Genomic DNA, 18,637 nt, shown 5'->3' with positions numbered 1-18,637 from the left:
ACTTAGTAAACGGTTGCCCACGCAGAACCACTTTGATTGCCGCCTTTATCGATGGCCAGTACTTCTAGTTTGATGCCCCGCTTCTGAACCGGTATAGCCGCGCTATAGTATCCGGCACTATTGCTGGTGGCTTGTCCTACCAATGTGGATCCGGAGAAAATATAAACTCCTGTACCTGCTTCTGCTTTACCAGTGATGGAGGTGGAGGTACTTGTCACTTTATTTACGCTAGGCGCCGCTGGAGCTGTTACATCCATGACGGTTACAGCATTTCCTGCACTACGATTCCCGGCTTTATCAATGGCGTAAACCGTTAAGACGGTGCCTGCTTTCTTTAGGGCTGTGAGTTTAATAGTAAAGGAGCCTGTTGAAGTAATTTGGCCAATGACGCTAGTACCTTGTTTAACTTCTACTCTAGAGCCGTTTTCAGCTGTTCCATTAATAATCGTTTGGTTATCACCAATAGAACTAACACCTGGTTTGCCTGGAGCGGTTCGATCGATAACGGTGATGGTTGTACCTACGCTTTGGTTTCCAGCTGCATCTTTTGCATAAACTGTTAGTTTTGTCCCTGCCCGTTGTTTTGGCATCGACATACTAAAGACCCCTGCAGGGCTGACTTTGGTTGAACCAACTGTGGCGCTCCCATTTTTTACGAGAATATATGAATTTGCTTCTGCTCTGCCTGTTATAATCGTGTCATTGTCGTCAACGGTATTAACAGTTGGCTTGGCAGGCGGCGTTTTGTCAGGTGCGTTGAAAGGATTAACCACCTTAAATTGCGTAACATCCTGATAGTACAAATCACTCAGATATTCGGAAACTCCTATTCTTAAATAAATGTAGGGCTGGCCTACATATAATGACTTATTGACAGTGGAATGCATCATGGTATTTAACGAACCAAACGTGTTAAAATTAGTAGCGTTTATGTACTGTAATGTCCCACCATTATTTTTAAGAAACTCGATTGTAATATATGGATCTTTGAAAAAGGAATCATCTTGAGATAATACTTGAACATCCATTTGAGAAGCAGAGTAATTGGTTACCCCAACAAAGGTAAGATCGTGAAATGTATACCAACTATCCAACAATGAATCTACATATGTATTGTTACCTCTTAAAGGATAATCCCCCGGATTTACAGATAAGGACTTCCTCATAATGGACCCTGGTAAACTGCTTGTAGTAATGTTACTACTTAAACTTTTTTGAACTGGTACACGTTCCGCTGCATGTGCACTAATCGGGATGGCAAGCAAACATAAAAATAATAAACTAAATAAAACCCTTAAACTTTTCATTCCTTCACTCCCTAAGAATAATTTCATAAGACAAAAGTCCTCCATTAACAATATTATAAATTATTTTTCTGATAAAATATACGAAAGTGGAAATTTTTTGTAATAAAAAAGGGACCTAGAACTAGGCTCCCTTAAAAACTATTAAATCGTATAAACTATCGTTTAGAGGCATTCGGAACAAATAATAGTTTACCAAACTTGGTTTTACCATATTTTCCAATAATCCCTTGGCCTTCTTTGTGACTAACCAATCAATAAATGTCTTACTTGAATTTGGCTTCTTCGTTTCTTTTACCTCAATGACACCATATGGGTTATATAAAGCATTTTGTCCGTAAACTAATTTCGCTAAAGACGTTTTGTTCGTTCGTTAAAAAAGTAGCCTCATCTGTGAGTGTATACCCGCCTAATTCCTGCCATACGGAGAGTTTAACCCATTCCTAATCCAGCCTATTTATACCAAGTACCAGAAGGTGTAATGCCTGCTAATTTCCATTGAGCGATCTCTTTCTTATTAGTACCAGAATCATCTCCTCTAGAGATAAAGATGGCTTTGGCAGTACTGATTTTTTTAAGAGCTGTTAACGCTGAAGTTGAACCATTACTTTCTCTAGAGGAAGTTTTCCGCATTTTAAACCTAGTTTCTTCTATTATATATGTTAAAACGCTTACACTGTGTTAATAGAAAAAAAGCGAACTCTAAATAGAGTCCGCTTATTGATTCGTAAAGTATTTGATTAAGTAATTACTCCATACTTGATATCCTTTTTCACTTGGTGCGCTTCCATCCGGCAGAAGGTATTCTTTAAACGCTTCTGTATTTGAATTCGGCCAGGCTGTCCAATGATCAAGATAAGCAATCTTATTTTCCTCCGCGAACTTCTTCAACACAGCGACCTGACTAGGATAGATCTTGGCTTGATATAGTGGATAGGAAGGTTGAAGAATAAAGGTTGTGTCAGGATTCTTCGCTTTGATATCATTCATCATCTTGGTTATATCCGTTAGGGTGTTATCTGGTAATACCTCTCCGTTATTAAGTAAAATAAACGGCTCTAGTACAATTAAATCAGCCTTTTCGGCAGCTATTTCTTCCTGATTATTCATACTAATGAACTTGGTGGAGGTAGTATTAAAGGTTTTTAACCCCACTTTAATATTCTTATTCCCAAATGTCTCTAGAAGCTTTTCTTTTACCTTGGGATAACTACCAGACGTATCTGAACCGATGGCCGGAGACCCAAAAAAAAGAATCTTGTAGGTCTTTTTCTCTTTTATAGCCTTTTTAAATGTCTCAACAGCTGCTGGAGGCCAGTTAGAGGTATAGGCTAATAAATCTTCTTGTGATGAATTAGTAGTTATCTCCTGTGAATTATCCCCATCTATGGAAGAGGAGGTAGAGGTACGGTTCGAGGCGACTGCGATTTTTTTATTCCAATTGGAATGGCCCCAAACGAGTACCGTAAGGCAGGCTATACCTAATAGTATAGTGAAAAAAGTCTTCATTTATAATACCCCCAAATTATTCTGCACAACCATTATAACAAAAATAATTAGAAAATTACTTCCAATTTCGTAATTTATCTACAAAAAACTACAAAACAGTGTAGAATAAGAAAGGACTAAGGAAACAAAACATTAATATGACAAAAATAACTAAAATTATACAAATTAGGCCAACATGAACTGAATTTCTATGATATAATACTTTTGGTTTATTTTTGGAAATAAAGGGAGGACACCATGGAAGAAACCATTAGTTTAAAAGAGTTGTTTGAAACATTACGTAAACGACTAAGTTTAATATTGAGCATAACATTTATTGCCATATTAATTAGCGGAGTGGTTAGTTACTTTTTCATAACACCAATCTATCAAACGTCCACACAATTGCTTGTCAATCAGGCGAAGAACGATCAAGCAACCTATCAATACAATGAAGTACAGACCAATCTTCAATTAATCAATACCTACAACGTCATTATAAAAAGTCCTGCCATTCTTGAAAAAGTCATTAAAGAATTGAATTTAGATATGACCGTATCCGAGTTAAATGAAAAAATAACTGTTCAAAATGAAAAGGATTCACAAGTAGTAACTCTATCTGTACAGGATAAAAATGCAGCAACAGCTGCAAAAATTGCCAATAAGACAGCCGATGTGTTTAAAAATGATATTGTGAAAATTATGAACGTTGACAATGTTAGTATTCTAGCAAAAGCAACCGTGACGGATCAAATATCACCAATTAAGCCAAGACCGTTAATAAACATAGCGATTGCAATGGTGGTTGGATTAATGGTTGGGGTAGGTTTAGCCTTCCTTTTAGAGTACTTTGATAACACGATTAAAAATGAACAAGAAATTGAAAAGCTGCTTGGTTTACCGGTACTAGGGTCCATTGCAATTATGGACGATTCCCAGTTAAAGGGCGGTAAGAAAAGAAACACAGGTAGAAATGCGAAATTAAGAGGTGAGACGATTGGCTCTTAACAGAAATAATACGAAATCAATAAGCAACAGAAGAAATATCATTACCATGTCTGACTCAAAATCACCAATCTCAGAACAGTATAGAACAATTAGAACAAATATTCAGTTCTCTTCAGTGGATAATGAAGTAAAATCATTGATGGTTACCTCAACAGGACCGGGAGAGGGTAAATCCACTACAGTTGCGAACTTAGCAGTGGTATTTGCACAGCAAGGAAAAAAAGTCTTACTAGTGGATGCAGATTTAAGAAAACCAACGGTTCATTACACATTTAGTCAAACGAATACTTTTGGTCTAACAAGTGTCTTAACAAAGCAAATGACCTTAGAAAAGGCTGTTGCGGATACGGATGAAAAGAATCTTTTTGTCTTAACAAGCGGTCCTATACCACCTAATCCCGCTGAGTTATTAAGCTCCAAGGCGATGGAACAATTTTATCAGGAAGTATTAAACTTATTTGATGTTGTCTTATTTGATACTCCGCCTTTATTAGCGGTTACGGATGCGCAAATATTAGCTAATAAATGTGAGGGTTCCATATTGGTAGTATCAAGCGGTAAAACGGAGAAGGATCAAGTGGTAAAAGCGAAAGAATTACTGGATTCAGCACAAAGTAAACTATTAGGTGTCGTTTTAAACAATAAGAAAATGAAAGACACAAATTACTACTACTATTATGGAGTATAGTGACAAATTTCGACATTTTTCACCCCTTTACCATCCCAAGGTGAAATGATATTATGGTAAAAGTCTTTTGTTTGTGACAATAATTAGGAAAGGGTGTGCGTATTATGGTGGATATTCATTGTCATATATTGCCGGGCGTTGACGACGGAGCAGGAAATATGTCAGATAGCATTTTGATGGCACAGGAAGCAGAGAAAGAAGGAATCCAATCCATCATCGCCACCCCTCATTTAAATAACCATTACGATAACCGAAAAGAGTTAATCGTTACAAAAGTTCAAGAATTAAACCAGGCACTAAAGAACTCTGGAGTAAATGTGACGATTCTTCCAGGACAAGAACCTAGAATCTATGGTGATATAATAGAAGATTTAGAAAAAGATGAAATTCAACCTTTAAATAATAGTAAATATTTATTTATTGAATTCCCTTCAAACCATGTCCCAAGATATACAGAGAAACTTTTATTTGATATTCAAGTAAAAGGTCTAACTCCAATTATTGTCCATCCCGAAAGAAATTCGGAATTAATCGAACGTCCTGAATTGCTGTACCACTTAGTTGAAAAAGGTGCCTTAACTCAGGTAACCGCATCAAGCCTATGCGGTTATTTCGGTAAGAATATTAAGAGCTTTTCCAACCAGATCATTGAGGCGAATTTAACACATTTTATTGCATCTGATGCCCACAACATTACCAATCGGACCTTTAAAATGATAGAAGCATTCGATCTTATCAATGAAAAATATGGTTTGGATTACGTTTACTTATTTAAAGAAAATGCTGAACTATTGATTAATGGTAAAAATGTAATTAAAGAAATACCGGCCCAAATAAAAAAGAAAAAAAAGTTCATATTTTTTTAAAGTATTTAAAGCATAGTATGACAGATTTTATTAACTATCTTAATTAGGCCAAAAGTCTAATTCGGCGAGGCTACCCTGTCCGTTATCCATGGGGGCACTCGATCATGATTTGGGAAGGAGGCAAATCCTCTATCCTTAGACGCTTGTCGTCGATAGCATGATGTGAGGACTGGTTAAATGCCATAAAAAAAATATATGAATAATAAATAGCTAATGAAAGAATGAGTGTTAAGCCACTTGCTATTCCATTAGGTATTTATTTTTTTGCCCAAGTGCTTTAGTACGGAAAAGTGTGAGGGGAAAATGGGAGAAAAAGAGGGGGAATAAAGAGTGACATATAGGAAGAGATTGACGACACTTGCGTTGCTTGATTCCGTTATAGTGTTAACAGCGGTATATATAAGCTATTTTACGCTGAGCCCAGAAATACAGATTTTTAAGATTCCGATGCTGTTTGTTACGTCGATTACCTTATTAATCTGCCATCATTTTTTTGCTTCTATTTATAAGCTTTATAATAAGGCATGGGAATATGCGAGTATAGGCGAGCTAATTGCCGTGGTAAAGGCAGTGACGTTTACCATATTGGTAACAGCAATTATGCAAGAAATTTTTTATCATAATATGTATGCTAGGGCATTAATGATTACCTGGATGCTGCATGTGCTATTTATTGGAGGCACCCGTTTTTCTTGGAGAGTGTTTCGCGATAATTTCATCACAAAACAAGCCGATGTTAAACGGACATTAATTATTGGGGCTGGTAGAGGCGGTACGATGGTAGCTCGGCAATTGCTTAATAACCATGATATTGATTTGAGACCCGTTGCCTTTATCGATGATGACCCCAAAAAACATAAATTAGACATTCTCGGGATTACCGTTGTGGGGGATTCCAGACACATTAAGGAAACGGTAGAAAAATACAAGATAGATAATATTATTATTGCTATTCCGTCTTTACCTCAGAAAGCATTAAGTAGAATTTTTGAAGAATGTGCAAAAACAAAGGCCAAAACACAAATTATTCCTAAACTTGAGGATTTAATGACGGGGAAAATTACGGTTAATCAATTCCGGGATGTACAGGTTGAGGATTTATTAGGAAGAGAGCCTGTAGAGTTAGATATTGCTGGGATTTCTGAGAAAGTCTCAGGAAAAACAGTGATGGTTACAGGAGCAGGCGGATCCATTGGTTCGGAGATATGCCGGCAGATCTGTAAGTTTAATCCTAGAAAAATTGTTCTTTTGGGACATGGGGAAAACAGTATTTACTTGATTGATATGGAACTACGAAAAAAATATCAGAATCAAATAGAAATTGTTCCGGTTATTGGTGATATTCAGGATGGGACGAGGATTTTTGAAGTGATGGAAGAGCATAAACCTTTTGTAGTGTACCATGCTGCAGCACATAAACATGTACCATTGATGGAATATAATCCGAGAGAAGCTGTGAAAAACAATATATTTGGTACTAGGAATGTAGCGGAAGCGGCTGACACATTTGGTGTGAATACATTCGTAATGATTTCTTCCGATAAGGCAGTAAATCCTCCAAATGTAATGGGAGCGACTAAGCGATTTGCTGAGATGATAATTCAGAGTCTTGCAGCTACTAGTCAAACAAAGTTTGTTGCTGTTCGGTTCGGAAATGTACTTGGAAGCCGGGGGAGCGTTATTCCGTTATTTAAAAAGCAAATTGCTGCAGGCGGACCTGTAACGGTTACGCATCCTGAGATGACTCGTTACTTTATGACAATACCGGAGGCCTCAAAGCTTGTAATCCAAGCTGGTTCGTTAGCTCGCGGTGGTGAGGTTTTTGTACTTGATATGGGTGAACCGGTTAAGATAGTGGATTTGGCTAAAAATCTTATTAAATTATCTGGGTATACTGAAGAAGAAATCGGTATTAATTACACTGGCCTCCGACCTGGGGAGAAAATGTATGAGGAGCTTCTTAATGAGAATGAAGTACATCCGGAGCATGTCTTTCCTAAGATTCATATTGGAAAGGCGAAGGTTATCCATGCTACGGCTTTAGGTGAGTTAATCGAAAACCTATTAACTATGTCTGAATCAGAAATGCACGATACGTTAATAGCAGTTGCAAATAATAAATTTGACCGTACTGCGGCTTTATCAACGACTAACTAATACTTCTTTTAAAACATAGAGAATTAAGGTGGAGTGTGCGATGAAAAAGGTACGTAAAGCAATCATACCGGCAGCTGGACTTGGAACACGTTTCCTTCCTGCAACAAAGGCAATGCCCAAAGAAATGTTACCGATTGTTGATAAGCCTACTATTCAATATATTGTCGAAGAAGCAATTGCTTCTGGTATTGAAGATATTATTATTGTAACAGGCAAAGGAAAAAGAGCGATCGAAGATCATTTTGATTTTGCTCCAGAGCTAGAACAAAACTTAAAAGAAAAAGGTAAAACAGAACTGCTGGAAAAGGTACAATATTCTTCAAAATTAGCAGATATTCATTATATACGGCAGAAAGAACCAAAGGGTTTAGGGCATGCAGTATGGTGTGCACGTAATTTTATTGGTGATGAGCCGTTTGCGGTTCTACTTGGTGATGATATTGTCCAAAGTGAAACACCATGTTTAAGACAGCTTATGGATGTATTTGAAGAAACTAGTTCTTCGGTTATAGGTGTTCAAACAGTTCCAAATGAAGAGACTCATAGATATGGAATAGTTGATCCGTCCATTCAAGAAGGCCGCCGGTACCAAGTAAATAACTTTATAGAAAAACCAAAACCAGGGACTGCTCCTTCAAATCTTGCCATTATGGGTCGATATATTCTTACTCCAGAGATTTTTATGTTTTTGGAACAGCAGCAGACTGGGGCTGGAGGGGAAATTCAGCTGACTGATGGGATTCAAAAGTTGAACCAGATACAAAGAGTATTTGCATATGACTTCGATGGTAAGCGGTATGACGTTGGTGAAAAGATTGGGTTTGTAAAAACCACCATTGATATAGCATTACAAGATAGTGATTTGAGGCCCGAGTTATTGAACTATCTTGAGACAGTAATGGATGAACTAAAAGTTAAGTGAAAAAATTTAAAACCTAGGCTAATGTCATAATTTATGCTATATGACAAGCGCTTAGACTATTAAGTGTGTCGAATTTGGTGGGTAAGCAATTTAGTGATCATATATGTTATATCAACTGAGTACTAGCCATCTAAAGTTAAATAGTAAGCTATTAAGGAAGGAAGTCTTAAGCAATGGCAGATAGAATTTTTCTTTCATCACCACATATGAGTGATGAGGGTTATGAACGGGAATATGTTAAAGAGGCATTTGATACAAATTGGATTGCTCCACTTGGAGTAAATGTTAATCAATTTGAAAAAGAACTTGCTGAGAAGGTAGGATCTAAATCTGCTGCTGCACTTTCTTCTGGAACTGCTGCGATTCATTTGGCGCTTAAAGCAGTAGGAGTTGGTGAAGGGGATATTGTTTTTTGTCCGACACTGACCTTCTCGGCTACAGTAAATCCCATTATTTATCAAAATGCAACACCCGTTTTTATTGATAGTGATTATGAGACTTGGAATATGTGCCCTAAAGCTTTAGAAGAAGCTTTTGAAAAGTACCCGAATGTAAAAGCAGTAATAGTTGTTCATCTTTACGGACTTTCTACTGATATGGATAAGATTGTGGAGAGTTGCAAGAAACATAATGTTGCTTTAATTGAAGATGCTGCTGAAAGCTTAGGTGCTTTTTATAAAGGAAGACATACAGGTACGTTTGGAGATTTTGGTATATTCTCTTTTAATGGGAACAAGATTATCACTACCTCAGGAGGCGGCATGCTCGTTTCTGATCATGAGGAGAGAATTGAGAAAGTGAGATTTTGGGCCACTCAATCTAGAGATCAAGCGAGACACTACCAACACAGCGAATTAGGATACAATTATCGAATGAGTAATGTAGTTGCGGGGATTGGTAGAGGGCAGCTTAAGGTTTTAGATCAGAGGGTTGAGAAAAAGAAATATATCTTTGAGTTTTATAAAAGAGAACTTGGTGCACTTGATGGAGTTAAGTTCATGCCCATTAATGATTGGAATGATCCTAACTATTGGTTAAGCTCAATGACGTTAAGTGGCAATGTTAGGCCGATTGATGTTATGGAAGCTCTTGAGAAAGAAAATATTGAGTCAAGACCGATATGGAAACCAATGCATATGCAACCGTTCTTTGAAAAGTATGATTTTGTAGGATCGAATGTTTCCGAGAATTTGTTTGAGAATGGCGTGTGTTTACCTTCTGATACGAAGATGACAGACGAAGATTTAGAGAGAGTGGTAAAGATTATCAAAGGGTTATGGTTTGAATAATGAAATCTTCTAAGGGGAGTTTTTATAGAAGATTTATAAAAAGGCTAATGGATTTTTTATTGTCCTTGGTTTCCATTATTGTTTTTAGTCCTGTGTTTCTAGTATTAGCTATACTAGTAAGAGTTAAGCTAGGTAGTCCGGTGTTGTTTACACAGAACAGGCCAGGCCTGAATGAGAAAATTTTTAAGATGTATAAGTTTAGAACGATGACTGATGAAAGAGATGAAGATGGAGAATTACTCCCAGATAGCGTGAGATTAACAAAGTTTGGAAGATTCCTTCGGTCGACATCTCTTGATGAGCTGCCGGAACTATATAATATTTTAAAGGGAGATATGTCCTTCATAGGGCCAAGACCATTACTGGTGCAGTATATTCCCCTTTATAATGTAACGCAAAAACGACGCCATGAAGTAAGACCTGGCTTATCTGGTCTAGCGCAGGTAAGTGGTAGAAATGCGATCAGTTGGGAAGAGAAATTTAATCTTGATGTGGAGTATGTAGATAATGTAAGTTTCCTTGGCGATTGGAAGATTATTCTTTTGACAATTATTAAGGTTTTTGTTAAGGAGGGTATTAATTCAGAAACGGCTGCAACAGTGGAACCTTTTATGGGAACCAAAAAGGATGGTTTAGGACTATGAAAAATAAACTTCTTATAATAGGAGCTAGTGGCCATGGAAAAGTGATTGCTGACATTGCCTTAAAAATGAACAAATGGCAGAGCATTGCCTTTTTAGACGATGATGAGAGTATCAAAACGTCGATGGGAATAGAGGTTATTGGTAAAACAGCTGAGGCTTTTACACATATAAATAACTTTGACTTATTTGTGGGTATTGGGAATAATGTTACTCGAGAAAAGTTACAAGAACGACTTAAAGCTTGGGGTGCCAGTATTCCAACATTAATTCACCCTTCCGCTGTTATTGGAAGAACAGTTGATTTTGGATATGGAACAGTTGTCATGGCTGGGGCTGTGATTAACTGTTGCACAAGGATTGGAAATGGCTGCATTATTAATACTGGAGCTACGCTTGATCATGACAATGTGATTGAAGATTATGTTCATATATCTCCTGGAGTACATACTGCGGGTACAGTAAAAGTTGGCCAGAGAACATGGTTGGGTATTGGCAGTGTAGTGAGCAATAATTTAAATATTACTAGCAGATGTAAAATTGGTGCCGGATCTGTTGTAGTTAAGGATATAACTGAACCTGGAACTTATATAGGGGTTCCTGCTAGGAAAATAAATAAGTAGTAAATAATTTAAGGGGGGAAAAACATGGAAATATTATATAAAATTCTATTTTATATAAGTGGATTTATTATAGTTTGGGCAATGGTTGGCTATCCAGTATCTTTAAAGATAATTGGAAAGTTATATAAGAATCGCAGGCTAAAAAAAGATTATTCTCATCAACCAACAGTAACGGTTATGGTTGTTGCTCATAATGAAGAAAAAGTTATACTAGAAAAACTTAATAACATTTTGAAGTTAAATTATCCTAAAGATAAAATTGAATTTTTGATATCATCTGATAATAGTACAGATAGAACTAATGAGATTATAAGACATTTCATAAAAGAACACCGAGATAGGAAGATACGACTTTATGAGGTGAAGGCTCGTAAGGGAAAAACAAATGCTCAAAATGAAGCACAAAAAACAGTTACTACAGAGTACCTAGTTATGACTGATGCCAATTCTATAATGGATAAAGAGTCTGTAAACGAACTAATGGCAGCTTTTACATCAGAAGATATTGCCTATGTTTCTGGGAGATTGTCTATTATAAATCAGGAATTTAGTGATGTAAGTAATGCCGAAGCAAGTTACTGGGATGGTGATTTAGCTACTCGTCAAATAGAAGGAAGAATACAAACAATTACAGCTGGTAACGGAGCATTATACGCCTGTAGGACGAAGGATTACTATGACTTCGATCCAATACAATGTCACGATAGTGCAATGCCTCCATTATATGCACTTCAAGGTAAAAGGGCAATTGCTAATCATGATGCTATTGCTTATGAGAAGGCCGGAGAAGTTATTGAAGATGAGTTTGGTCGTAAAGTAAGAATGAATAGGATTATTTTAAAGCATATTTTGCCTGATGTAAGGATACTAAACATGTTTAAGTATAAGTGGTTTACTTATTTTTACTTTGGCCATAGGACATGTAGATATTTATTATGGGTTTCCCATTTGTTCTTATTGATGTTTAACGCTTTACTATTAACAGAATCATGGTTTTTTTTAATGACATTTACTGGACAATTGCTGTTTTACCTTTTAGCAATACTTAGAGTAATAACAAAATCAAATAATAAGTATTTGACATTAATATATTACTATTGTGTCACTATTATTGCACAATGGGTAGGAGTTTATAACATATTGACGGGGAAGGCAAAACCATTCTGGGAAAAAGCGGAGTCTACAAGATAGGAAAATAATTTTGTCTGAAATTCAGTATGAGGTGTGAAATGAAATTACTAATATTGGTTGCTGACTATCCAAGACCTGATGGATATATAGCGTTAATGTATGTTCATGTTCGTAATAAATACTATATAAATCATAATATAGAAGTAACAGTTTTAAATTTTAATGCTAAAGAGAATTATACTATTGATGGAATACCTGTTATAACGTTGGAGAATTATAAAAATAACCAAGAAAAAATGTATGATATATTAATTTGTCATGCCCCAAATATTCGCAATCACTATAGATTTTTAAAGAAATACGAGAAAAACTTCTCTAAATTAGTGTTTTTCTTTCATGGACATGAAGTGCTTAGGATAAATGCTACTTATCCGAAACCATATGCATTTCAAGAGAAGTTATCAATTATAAAGACAAATCTTCAGGATTTATACGATAGTATTAAGCTAAAGATTTGGCATAAATACTATGTTAAGTTAGCCTACAAGTCGCATTTTGTCTTTGTAAGTAAGTGGATATATAATGAGTTTTTGCATTGGACGAAAATAAATTCATCTATTCTTGAAGGTAAATATTCAATTATACACAATGGTGTTGGACAAGTGTTCGAGGATAATGGCTATAAATTAGAAGTAGAGAAATTATATGATTTTGTAACAATTCGTAATAATATGGACCGTCCATCATATTGTCTGGATATTGTTAATGAATTAGCTCATAATAATCCTGACTTAAAATTTTTACTTATTGGTCGCGGTAAGTTTTTTGATTATGTAAAAAAATCCGACAATATTACTTGGATAAATGATGTGTTATCACACAAAGAAATAATTGATCTTTTAAATAAGTCAAGATGTGGTTTGTTACCAACTCGCCAAGATACTCAGGGCGTAATGTCCTGTGAAATGGCAACATTCGGATTACCCCTTATTACATCTGATATTAAGATTTGTCATGAAATTTTGGGGGATTTTGAAAATGTACAATTTATTAATAATGGAAATACGGCAATTGACTTAAAACCTATTTTAGAAAAAATAACAAAGCAGGTTCCTTATGAAAAGAATGTAAAGTATTTTTTAGATAATACTTGTGGTGCAGAAATAAAGCTATATAAAAATATCTTGTGAGTAAATTATAACCATTAAAAACTAAGTGACCATTAAGAAATTAATTCTAGTTAACAACGTGTTTAAGAAGTTTGTAACTTGTAGGGTATAATTTAAGGTAAATTAACCTGATTCACGTAAATAATAAGGAATATACGATATTATTAACATCTTAATCATATGAAATCAATCCGATTGTAGTTGATCCAAACGTCGATTCTAGGGACGTAAAACATGAGTAGATGTCAATTTTTCCTGTTGATATGATCAGTGGACTGTTGCTGTTACTGATCATATGTTTATGATATGATAGCAAGAATATTTTGTGGAGATTCTAAATGAGTAAAAAGTTAATTGTGGATGTTGACAGCATACTAGATAAAGATGCATTAGCAAATTTTGGATATAATTACTAGAGTCTATAAATAATTGTTAATAAAGGATGTTAATAAGATGATAGGCATTGTAATACTTAATTATAAAACTTGGGAAGAAACGATTGAGTGTGTTGAATCTATTCGCAAAAGTACGAAATGTCGCTATAAAATATATATTGTTGATAACAAATCCCCTGATGATTCCTATATCCAATTATATTCAAAATTTCAGGATAGCGATGATGTTGTATTGATAAATTCTAATGAAAATGGTGGATATTCTGCTGGAAATAATATAGGAATCAAACAAGCTCTTTTAGATGGCGCAGAAGCAGTAATTTTGTCAAATAGTGATATCATTTATTTTGAAAATTCTATTGACTTTATGTACGAATATTTAAAGAGTAATAAAAATATCGGAATTTTAGGTCCTAAAGTAATACTAGAAAACAATACAATACAAAATTCACCAAGAAAGAATTATACATTCAAAAATTACTTATTTAGCAAAAAACCTTTCATTTTTTTAGATTTTCAAGGAATAAAGAGAAAAACTTATTTTACTGATTACGATTATGATCGTGAGCTAGTGTTTAAGGGGCTCGTTTCTGGTTGTTGCATGGTTTTAACAAAGGAATATTTTGAGTTGTGCGGATTTCTAGATGAAAATGTATTTTTGTATTTTGAAGAGGCGATAGTATCAAATAAGGCAATTAACACTGAATTGAAAACATGCGTATTACCACAGGCGAATGTTTTACATAAAGGTTCAGTTTCAATAGGAAAACAAAGCGCTTTTTCAAGATTTCATAGATATTACAGTTCACTATATATGTTACGGAAATATGTAGGAATCAATAAGTTACAATTCACATTTATATTATTCTTGAATTATATACCTTTTGTAATTAATAGTTTCTATAAGAAGGAATATAGAAGAATGTTAAAAAAGTTTACTAAACAATGTTTTTCATTGTATAGATGAAAATGTATAAGTATGAAATAAATTAATTGAAAAAATTACAATAGATTTTTTATTAGAAATCGGAATTATATAAAATTTTTAGTTATTAAAATGTACTGTGATTGTTAGATCAAAGATACTTACCGCAATATGAAATAGGTGGAAAAAATGTGGAAAACGATTTTGGTTTTTATAGCAATAAGTCTGGGGACGATTTATTCAGCTAAGTCCGGAAGCAAGGGTTATAATATTCAGCTTGTAGAAGTTTTATTGTTTCTCTTATTTTTTCTTATGGTTATAAGAAACTACAATAATGGCATAAAAATTCAAATAAATGTATTTGAAAAATTATTTCTTGTATTGCAATTCGTATGTGGAACTTATGCTCTTTTGACCTATTTTTGGTCGGATCAGGGTATTTCAGTTCTTCCTGGTGCAATTTCAATATTTGAAGGATTTATTGCTTTTACACTTGCGAAAGTATTATTGAAAGAAAGTATAAATTCATATGAAATTGCAAATAGATTTTTTCTTTTAAGTATTGTGATCCAGTTAATATTGAACATGGGCTCAAATTTAAGTTCAATTGATAACCAAGTTTTTTATGCGTTAAAAAGTGAATCTGTTACTTTAATGGGTGGATCAAATTATCTTTCAATATTTTTAGGATTTTTCTTTTTATATGAATTTATTTCAAGGAAAAAGTACTGGATAATGTTTGCTCTTATAAGCATATTAGGGATTTTTTTAACTTTATCAAGAGGGGCAATTTTATCAATAGCTGTCTCATTGATGGTTTATTTTATTATCACGCTGTTTAATTCCAAGGTAAATAAACTAAAGTCTATAATAAGTTTACTCTTATTATCTTTAGTTGCGTTCTACATGTTCAATTATACAATAATGGGAATTGAAATAATTAATAAAATAAAAGATAGCATAGAGACCGGAAATTCTGCTGGAAGAAATGTATTAATTGAAATTGCAATTAAACAAATTGCATCTCAACCCTTTGGAAACGGTATTGTATTATTAAATGATCCACACAACGTTTTTATTAACTCTATAAGGGATTTAGGTGTCATTATAGGACCTGTGTATTTTATTTTACTGGTGTATCCTTTGTATCATTTACTTAAACTTAAAGTTTTTAAATATTCAAGTACGACATTAGCCTTGCTGATTGGATATCTCTCGGTAATATTACACTCGTTTGTAGAAATTTTTTATTTTAATAGTCAGTCTATCATTTGGTCTATTTTTACGTTGATAGCTATTAATAAAATGATATTTATAGAGCGATCCAAAGAGACAAATGTGTCTCGGAGTCAATCCGCTGAGTATAAAGAGTGGGATGAAAGATTAAATAAAAATGCATTAAATGATTTTAAAGTTTATTAACCTCTCATTTGATTGGAAGTAATAAAGAAATCAATACAATTACCCATATAGCTTTTTATAATATAGTTAAATATATACGTAGATAGAAAAGGGATGCCCCTAATAAAAATGTGGAGTCCTTAATAAATATTTAAATACCCTTCCTAAAAAAATTTATGTTGACTATTCTACCATTCTAATTTCAATCTTAGAAATTGCGAATTTATCTTCACCAATATTATACCTCAGATTTTGTAAGGTTTATTAGAATAGAAAAGTGTAAAGTTTATATAATATTAGTGAGAGTAGGGATAGTGTTGATTAGAAGAGTATTTCAAAAAGTAAAGAAGATTTTTGGATTAATCCTTTTTAAAATGGCCTGGCGAAAAAGAAATAAACATAACTATACATCTGTTATGAGTATATTTCCAATTGATAAGGTTTTGGTTGGTAAAAAAACGTACGGGCCCCTCTTTGTAAATTCATATGGGAATAATGATGAAAAACTAGTTATTGGTTCATATTGTTCAATTGCTGGAGATGTTAAGTTTTTGTTAGGTGGGGAACATTCATATAAAGGATTATCAACATATCCTTTCAAAAAATATATTTGCGGTGAAAAAGAAAATACATTAACTAAAGGACCAATCGTTATAAAAGATGATGTTTGGATAGGTGAAAGATGTTTAATATTGTCAGGTGTAACGATTGGACAAGGGGCTGTTATTGCGGCGGGTTCAATCGTTGCAAAAGATATACCTCCATACGCTATATTTGTTGGCGGAGAAATTTTAAAGTATAGATTTTCTGAAGAAATTATAAGGAAATTAGAATGCTTAGATTACTCTAAAGTTGATGAAAAGTCAATCAAAGAAAATATAGATTTATTGTATACGGAAATTAATACTTCAATATTGGAAAAGGAATTTTATAAAAAACACATAAGATAAAAGAGGTAACGTCTTTGAAAAATGGATTTTTTATTTTTATAAAAAATTTTTCATACACTATAACATCAAATTTGATATCGCTTCTTATATCAACTTTAATGGTGATAATATTACCAAGATTAATAGGTGCAAAGGATTATGGTTATTGGCAGCTTTATTTATTTTATGCAACATATGTTGGATTTTTTCAATTTGGATGGAATGACGGAATTTATCTAAGATATGGTGGTAAAGAGTATATAGATTTAGATAAAAGGTTGTTTTTTTCTCAGTTCTGGATGTTGCTCTTTTCACAAATAGTACTAGCTAGTATACTAATAGTTTCATCAGTAATCTATGTGAACATTTCAGACAAAAAATCCATTTTAATAATGGTATCTCTTTGCCTAATAATTGTAGGCGTAAGAGCTATGCTGTTATTTATTTTACAGGGAACAAATCGAATTAAGGAGTACGCACAAATAACTGTCATGGAGAAAGCATTATATTGCTTTCTGATTATAATATTTTTGTTAGTAGGAATTAAAGAATACAAAATAATAATTGTAACTGATTTAATTGGTAAATTTATTTCCTTAATATATGCGATGTATTGTTGTAAAGATATAGTTTATCGTAGAATATCAACATTTTATTTTAGTTTTAAAGAGATTAAAGAGAATATTAGCGTGGGGATAAAGTTAATGTTTGCAAATATTGCAAGCATTTTGATTATAGGTACAGTAAGATTTGGAATAGAGCACTCATGGAGTGTAACAAATTTTGGTAAGGTTTCCCTTACATTAAGCGTATCTAGTCTTATGATGTTATTTATTAATGCTGTAGGGATAGTAATGTTTCCTATTCTAAGAAGGACTGATGAGAGGAAATTAGCAAGTATGTATGTCTCGATAAGAGATATCTTGATGGTATTATTATTTGGAGCATTGATAATATATTACCCTCTTAAAGGGATTTTGTCAGCTTGGCTGCCAAGTTATAAAGAAAGTTTAGTCTATATGGCTGTACTATTCCCGATGATTGTTTTTGATGGGAAAATGGAACTATTGATTAACATATACTTGAAGACATTAAGAAAAGAAAAGTTTATGTTAAGAATTAACATTATCTCTCTTGTTTTAAGTGTTATTATCACAATTATAACAACAATAGTGTTTAAGAATTTACATCTTGCGGTAGTATCAATAGTATTCCTTCTGGCCTTTAGATCTGTTCTAGCAGAATTATTTTTATCTAAAGTACTAAATATTTCTATCTTTAAGGATATATTCTTGGATCTAGTGATGACATTAATATTTATACTAATAGCATGGTTTATTAATTCTTGGAATTCCGTGATTCTATATGCAGTATTTTATGGAATTTACTTGATTATAAAACGATATGATATAGTTGTCACACTTCGAAATTTAAAAGTATTTATGAAAGCCTAGGATTGTTAATAGTTGATTGAGCAATTGGTGTTATTCACGCTAGTTAACTACAAGACATAATCTACCGAAAAAAGAGACCGAGGGAATGGGGAAGCTTGTAATATACACTGGCTTCCCCGACCTCATTTTTAATATTAAAAGATAAATTAATAGTAAGCCCGAAATATAAAAAATAAGCGTACCTTCTGGTACGCATCACAAATAGCCCTAAATTCTGATTTTTTTAATCGAATTACGGCTTATTTCA

General features: G+C 33.7%; 17 protein-coding genes. 14 read left to right on the top strand and 3 right to left on the bottom strand.

Annotation, left to right across the window (positions count from 1 at the left end; all coding sequences use genetic code 11):
* Window positions 1-2: 2 nt before the first annotated feature.
* The 3 genes from L1999_RS27810 to L1999_RS27800 all read right to left on the bottom strand — a co-directional run bounded on the left by L1999_RS27810 (window position 3) and on the right by L1999_RS27800 (window position 2,813).
* Window positions 3-1,307, bottom strand: coding sequence for an Ig-like domain-containing protein (locus tag L1999_RS27810; RefSeq protein WP_235741489.1), 1,305 nt, complete (start codon window positions 1,305-1,307; stop codon window positions 3-5).
* Window positions 1,308-1,757: 450 nt separating this feature from the next.
* The gene (locus tag L1999_RS27805) at window positions 1,758-1,937 is read right to left on the bottom strand and encodes a hypothetical protein (protein ID WP_235741488.1); all 180 of its coding nucleotides are present in this window, start codon (window positions 1,935-1,937) and stop codon (window positions 1,758-1,760) included.
* An 84-nt stretch (window positions 1,938-2,021) separates the two neighbouring features.
* A complete protein-coding gene (locus L1999_RS27800) occupies window positions 2,022-2,813 on the bottom strand; it encodes an SGNH/GDSL hydrolase family protein (protein ID WP_235741487.1) in 792 nt (263 codons plus the stop codon).
* Window positions 2,814-3,050: 237 nt separating this feature from the next.
* Between L1999_RS27800 and L1999_RS27795 the strand changes: the two genes are divergently transcribed.
* The 14 genes from L1999_RS27795 (at window position 3,051) to L1999_RS27730 (ending at window position 18,390) form a co-directional block, all read left to right on the top strand.
* Window positions 3,051-3,800, top strand: a complete 750-nt coding sequence (locus L1999_RS27795; RefSeq protein WP_235741486.1) for a YveK family protein — start codon at window positions 3,051-3,053, stop codon at window positions 3,798-3,800.
* A gap of 46 nt (window positions 3,801-3,846) precedes the next feature.
* Window positions 3,847-4,488 carry a CpsD/CapB family tyrosine-protein kinase gene (locus L1999_RS27790; protein ID WP_235744485.1) on the top strand — a complete coding sequence of 214 codons (642 nt, stop codon included), beginning with the start codon at window positions 3,847-3,849 and terminating at the stop codon, window positions 4,486-4,488.
* Window positions 4,489-4,592: 104 nt separating this feature from the next.
* Window positions 4,593-5,354, top strand: a complete 762-nt coding sequence (locus tag L1999_RS27785) for a tyrosine-protein phosphatase (RefSeq protein WP_235741485.1) — start codon at window positions 4,593-4,595, stop codon at window positions 5,352-5,354.
* Between the two features lie 330 nt (window positions 5,355-5,684).
* Window positions 5,685-7,511, top strand: a complete 1,827-nt coding sequence (locus L1999_RS27780) for a polysaccharide biosynthesis protein (RefSeq protein ID WP_235741484.1) — start codon at window positions 5,685-5,687, stop codon at window positions 7,509-7,511.
* Window positions 7,512-7,551: 40 nt separating this feature from the next.
* Window positions 7,552-8,433 (top strand): UTP--glucose-1-phosphate uridylyltransferase GalU, encoded by an 882-nt coding sequence (gene galU / locus L1999_RS27775; RefSeq protein WP_235741483.1) that lies wholly within the window; start codon window positions 7,552-7,554, stop codon window positions 8,431-8,433.
* A 173-nt stretch (window positions 8,434-8,606) separates the two neighbouring features.
* Window positions 8,607-9,722, top strand: coding sequence for a DegT/DnrJ/EryC1/StrS family aminotransferase (locus tag L1999_RS27770; RefSeq protein WP_235741482.1), 1,116 nt, complete (start codon window positions 8,607-8,609; stop codon window positions 9,720-9,722).
* The gene (locus tag L1999_RS27765) at window positions 9,722-10,366 is read left to right on the top strand and encodes a sugar transferase (RefSeq protein ID WP_235741481.1); all 645 of its coding nucleotides are present in this window, start codon (window positions 9,722-9,724) and stop codon (window positions 10,364-10,366) included. The genes L1999_RS27770 and L1999_RS27765 overlap by 1 nt, the downstream gene beginning before the upstream one ends.
* On the top strand, window positions 10,363-10,986 hold the full coding sequence (locus L1999_RS27760; protein WP_235741480.1) for an acetyltransferase: 624 nt from the start codon (window positions 10,363-10,365) through the stop codon (window positions 10,984-10,986). Before L1999_RS27765 ends, L1999_RS27760 begins: the two co-directional genes overlap by 4 nt.
* Before the next feature lie 24 nt (window positions 10,987-11,010).
* Window positions 11,011-12,177 carry a glycosyltransferase family 2 protein gene (locus tag L1999_RS27755; protein ID WP_235741479.1) on the top strand — a complete coding sequence of 389 codons (1,167 nt, stop codon included), beginning with the start codon at window positions 11,011-11,013 and terminating at the stop codon, window positions 12,175-12,177.
* A gap of 38 nt (window positions 12,178-12,215) precedes the next feature.
* Window positions 12,216-13,307 carry a glycosyltransferase gene (locus L1999_RS27750; RefSeq protein WP_235741478.1) on the top strand — a complete coding sequence of 364 codons (1,092 nt, stop codon included), beginning with the start codon at window positions 12,216-12,218 and terminating at the stop codon, window positions 13,305-13,307.
* Between the two features lie 432 nt (window positions 13,308-13,739).
* On the top strand, window positions 13,740-14,648 hold the full coding sequence (locus tag L1999_RS27745; protein ID WP_235741477.1) for a glycosyltransferase family 2 protein: 909 nt from the start codon (window positions 13,740-13,742) through the stop codon (window positions 14,646-14,648).
* A 147-nt stretch (window positions 14,649-14,795) separates the two neighbouring features.
* Entirely contained in the window at window positions 14,796-16,028 is a 1,233-nt protein-coding gene (locus tag L1999_RS27740; RefSeq protein WP_235741476.1) for an O-antigen ligase family protein, read from the top strand.
* A 296-nt stretch (window positions 16,029-16,324) separates the two neighbouring features.
* Window positions 16,325-16,957 carry a CatB-related O-acetyltransferase gene (locus L1999_RS27735; protein ID WP_235741475.1) on the top strand — a complete coding sequence of 211 codons (633 nt, stop codon included), beginning with the start codon at window positions 16,325-16,327 and terminating at the stop codon, window positions 16,955-16,957.
* Between the two features lie 14 nt (window positions 16,958-16,971).
* Window positions 16,972-18,390 (top strand): oligosaccharide flippase family protein, encoded by a 1,419-nt coding sequence (locus L1999_RS27730; RefSeq protein WP_235741474.1) that lies wholly within the window; start codon window positions 16,972-16,974, stop codon window positions 18,388-18,390.
* The last annotated feature ends 247 nt before the right edge of the window (window positions 18,391-18,637 follow it).

Origin of the sequence: Neobacillus drentensis (genome assembly GCF_021560175.1) — a bacterium.
Lineage (GTDB): Bacteria > Bacillota > Bacilli > Bacillales > Cytobacillaceae > Neobacillus > Neobacillus drentensis_A.
The sequence above is the reverse complement of the archived record's forward strand: the minus strand, read 5'-3'. Positions and strand labels throughout refer to the sequence as shown.

What these genes read in the sequence shown, in the direction of transcription:
- L1999_RS27810 (WP_235741489.1), bottom strand. Translation starts at nt 1,307, where the DNA reads ATGAAAAGTTTAAGGGTTTTATTTAGTTTATTATTTTTATGTTTGCTT.
- L1999_RS27805 (WP_235741488.1), bottom strand. Translation starts at nt 1,937, where the DNA reads ATGCGGAAAACTTCCTCTAGAGAAAGTAATGGTTCAACTTCAGCGTTA.
- L1999_RS27800 (WP_235741487.1), bottom strand. Translation starts at nt 2,813, where the DNA reads ATGAAGACTTTTTTCACTATACTATTAGGTATAGCCTGCCTTACGGTA.
- L1999_RS27795 (WP_235741486.1), top strand. Translation starts at nt 3,051, where the DNA reads ATGGAAGAAACCATTAGTTTAAAAGAGTTGTTTGAAACATTACGTAAA.
- L1999_RS27790 (WP_235744485.1), top strand. Translation starts at nt 3,847, where the DNA reads ATGTCTGACTCAAAATCACCAATCTCAGAACAGTATAGAACAATTAGA.
- L1999_RS27785 (WP_235741485.1), top strand. Translation starts at nt 4,593, where the DNA reads ATGGTGGATATTCATTGTCATATATTGCCGGGCGTTGACGACGGAGCA.
- galU (WP_235741483.1), top strand. Translation starts at nt 7,552, where the DNA reads ATGAAAAAGGTACGTAAAGCAATCATACCGGCAGCTGGACTTGGAACA.
- L1999_RS27770 (WP_235741482.1), top strand. Translation starts at nt 8,607, where the DNA reads ATGGCAGATAGAATTTTTCTTTCATCACCACATATGAGTGATGAGGGT.
- L1999_RS27765 (WP_235741481.1), top strand. Translation starts at nt 9,722, where the DNA reads ATGAAATCTTCTAAGGGGAGTTTTTATAGAAGATTTATAAAAAGGCTA.
- L1999_RS27760 (WP_235741480.1), top strand. Translation starts at nt 10,363, where the DNA reads ATGAAAAATAAACTTCTTATAATAGGAGCTAGTGGCCATGGAAAAGTG.
- L1999_RS27755 (WP_235741479.1), top strand. Translation starts at nt 11,011, where the DNA reads ATGGAAATATTATATAAAATTCTATTTTATATAAGTGGATTTATTATA.
- L1999_RS27750 (WP_235741478.1), top strand. Translation starts at nt 12,216, where the DNA reads ATGAAATTACTAATATTGGTTGCTGACTATCCAAGACCTGATGGATAT.
- L1999_RS27745 (WP_235741477.1), top strand. Translation starts at nt 13,740, where the DNA reads ATGATAGGCATTGTAATACTTAATTATAAAACTTGGGAAGAAACGATT.
- L1999_RS27740 (WP_235741476.1), top strand. Translation starts at nt 14,796, where the DNA reads ATGTGGAAAACGATTTTGGTTTTTATAGCAATAAGTCTGGGGACGATT.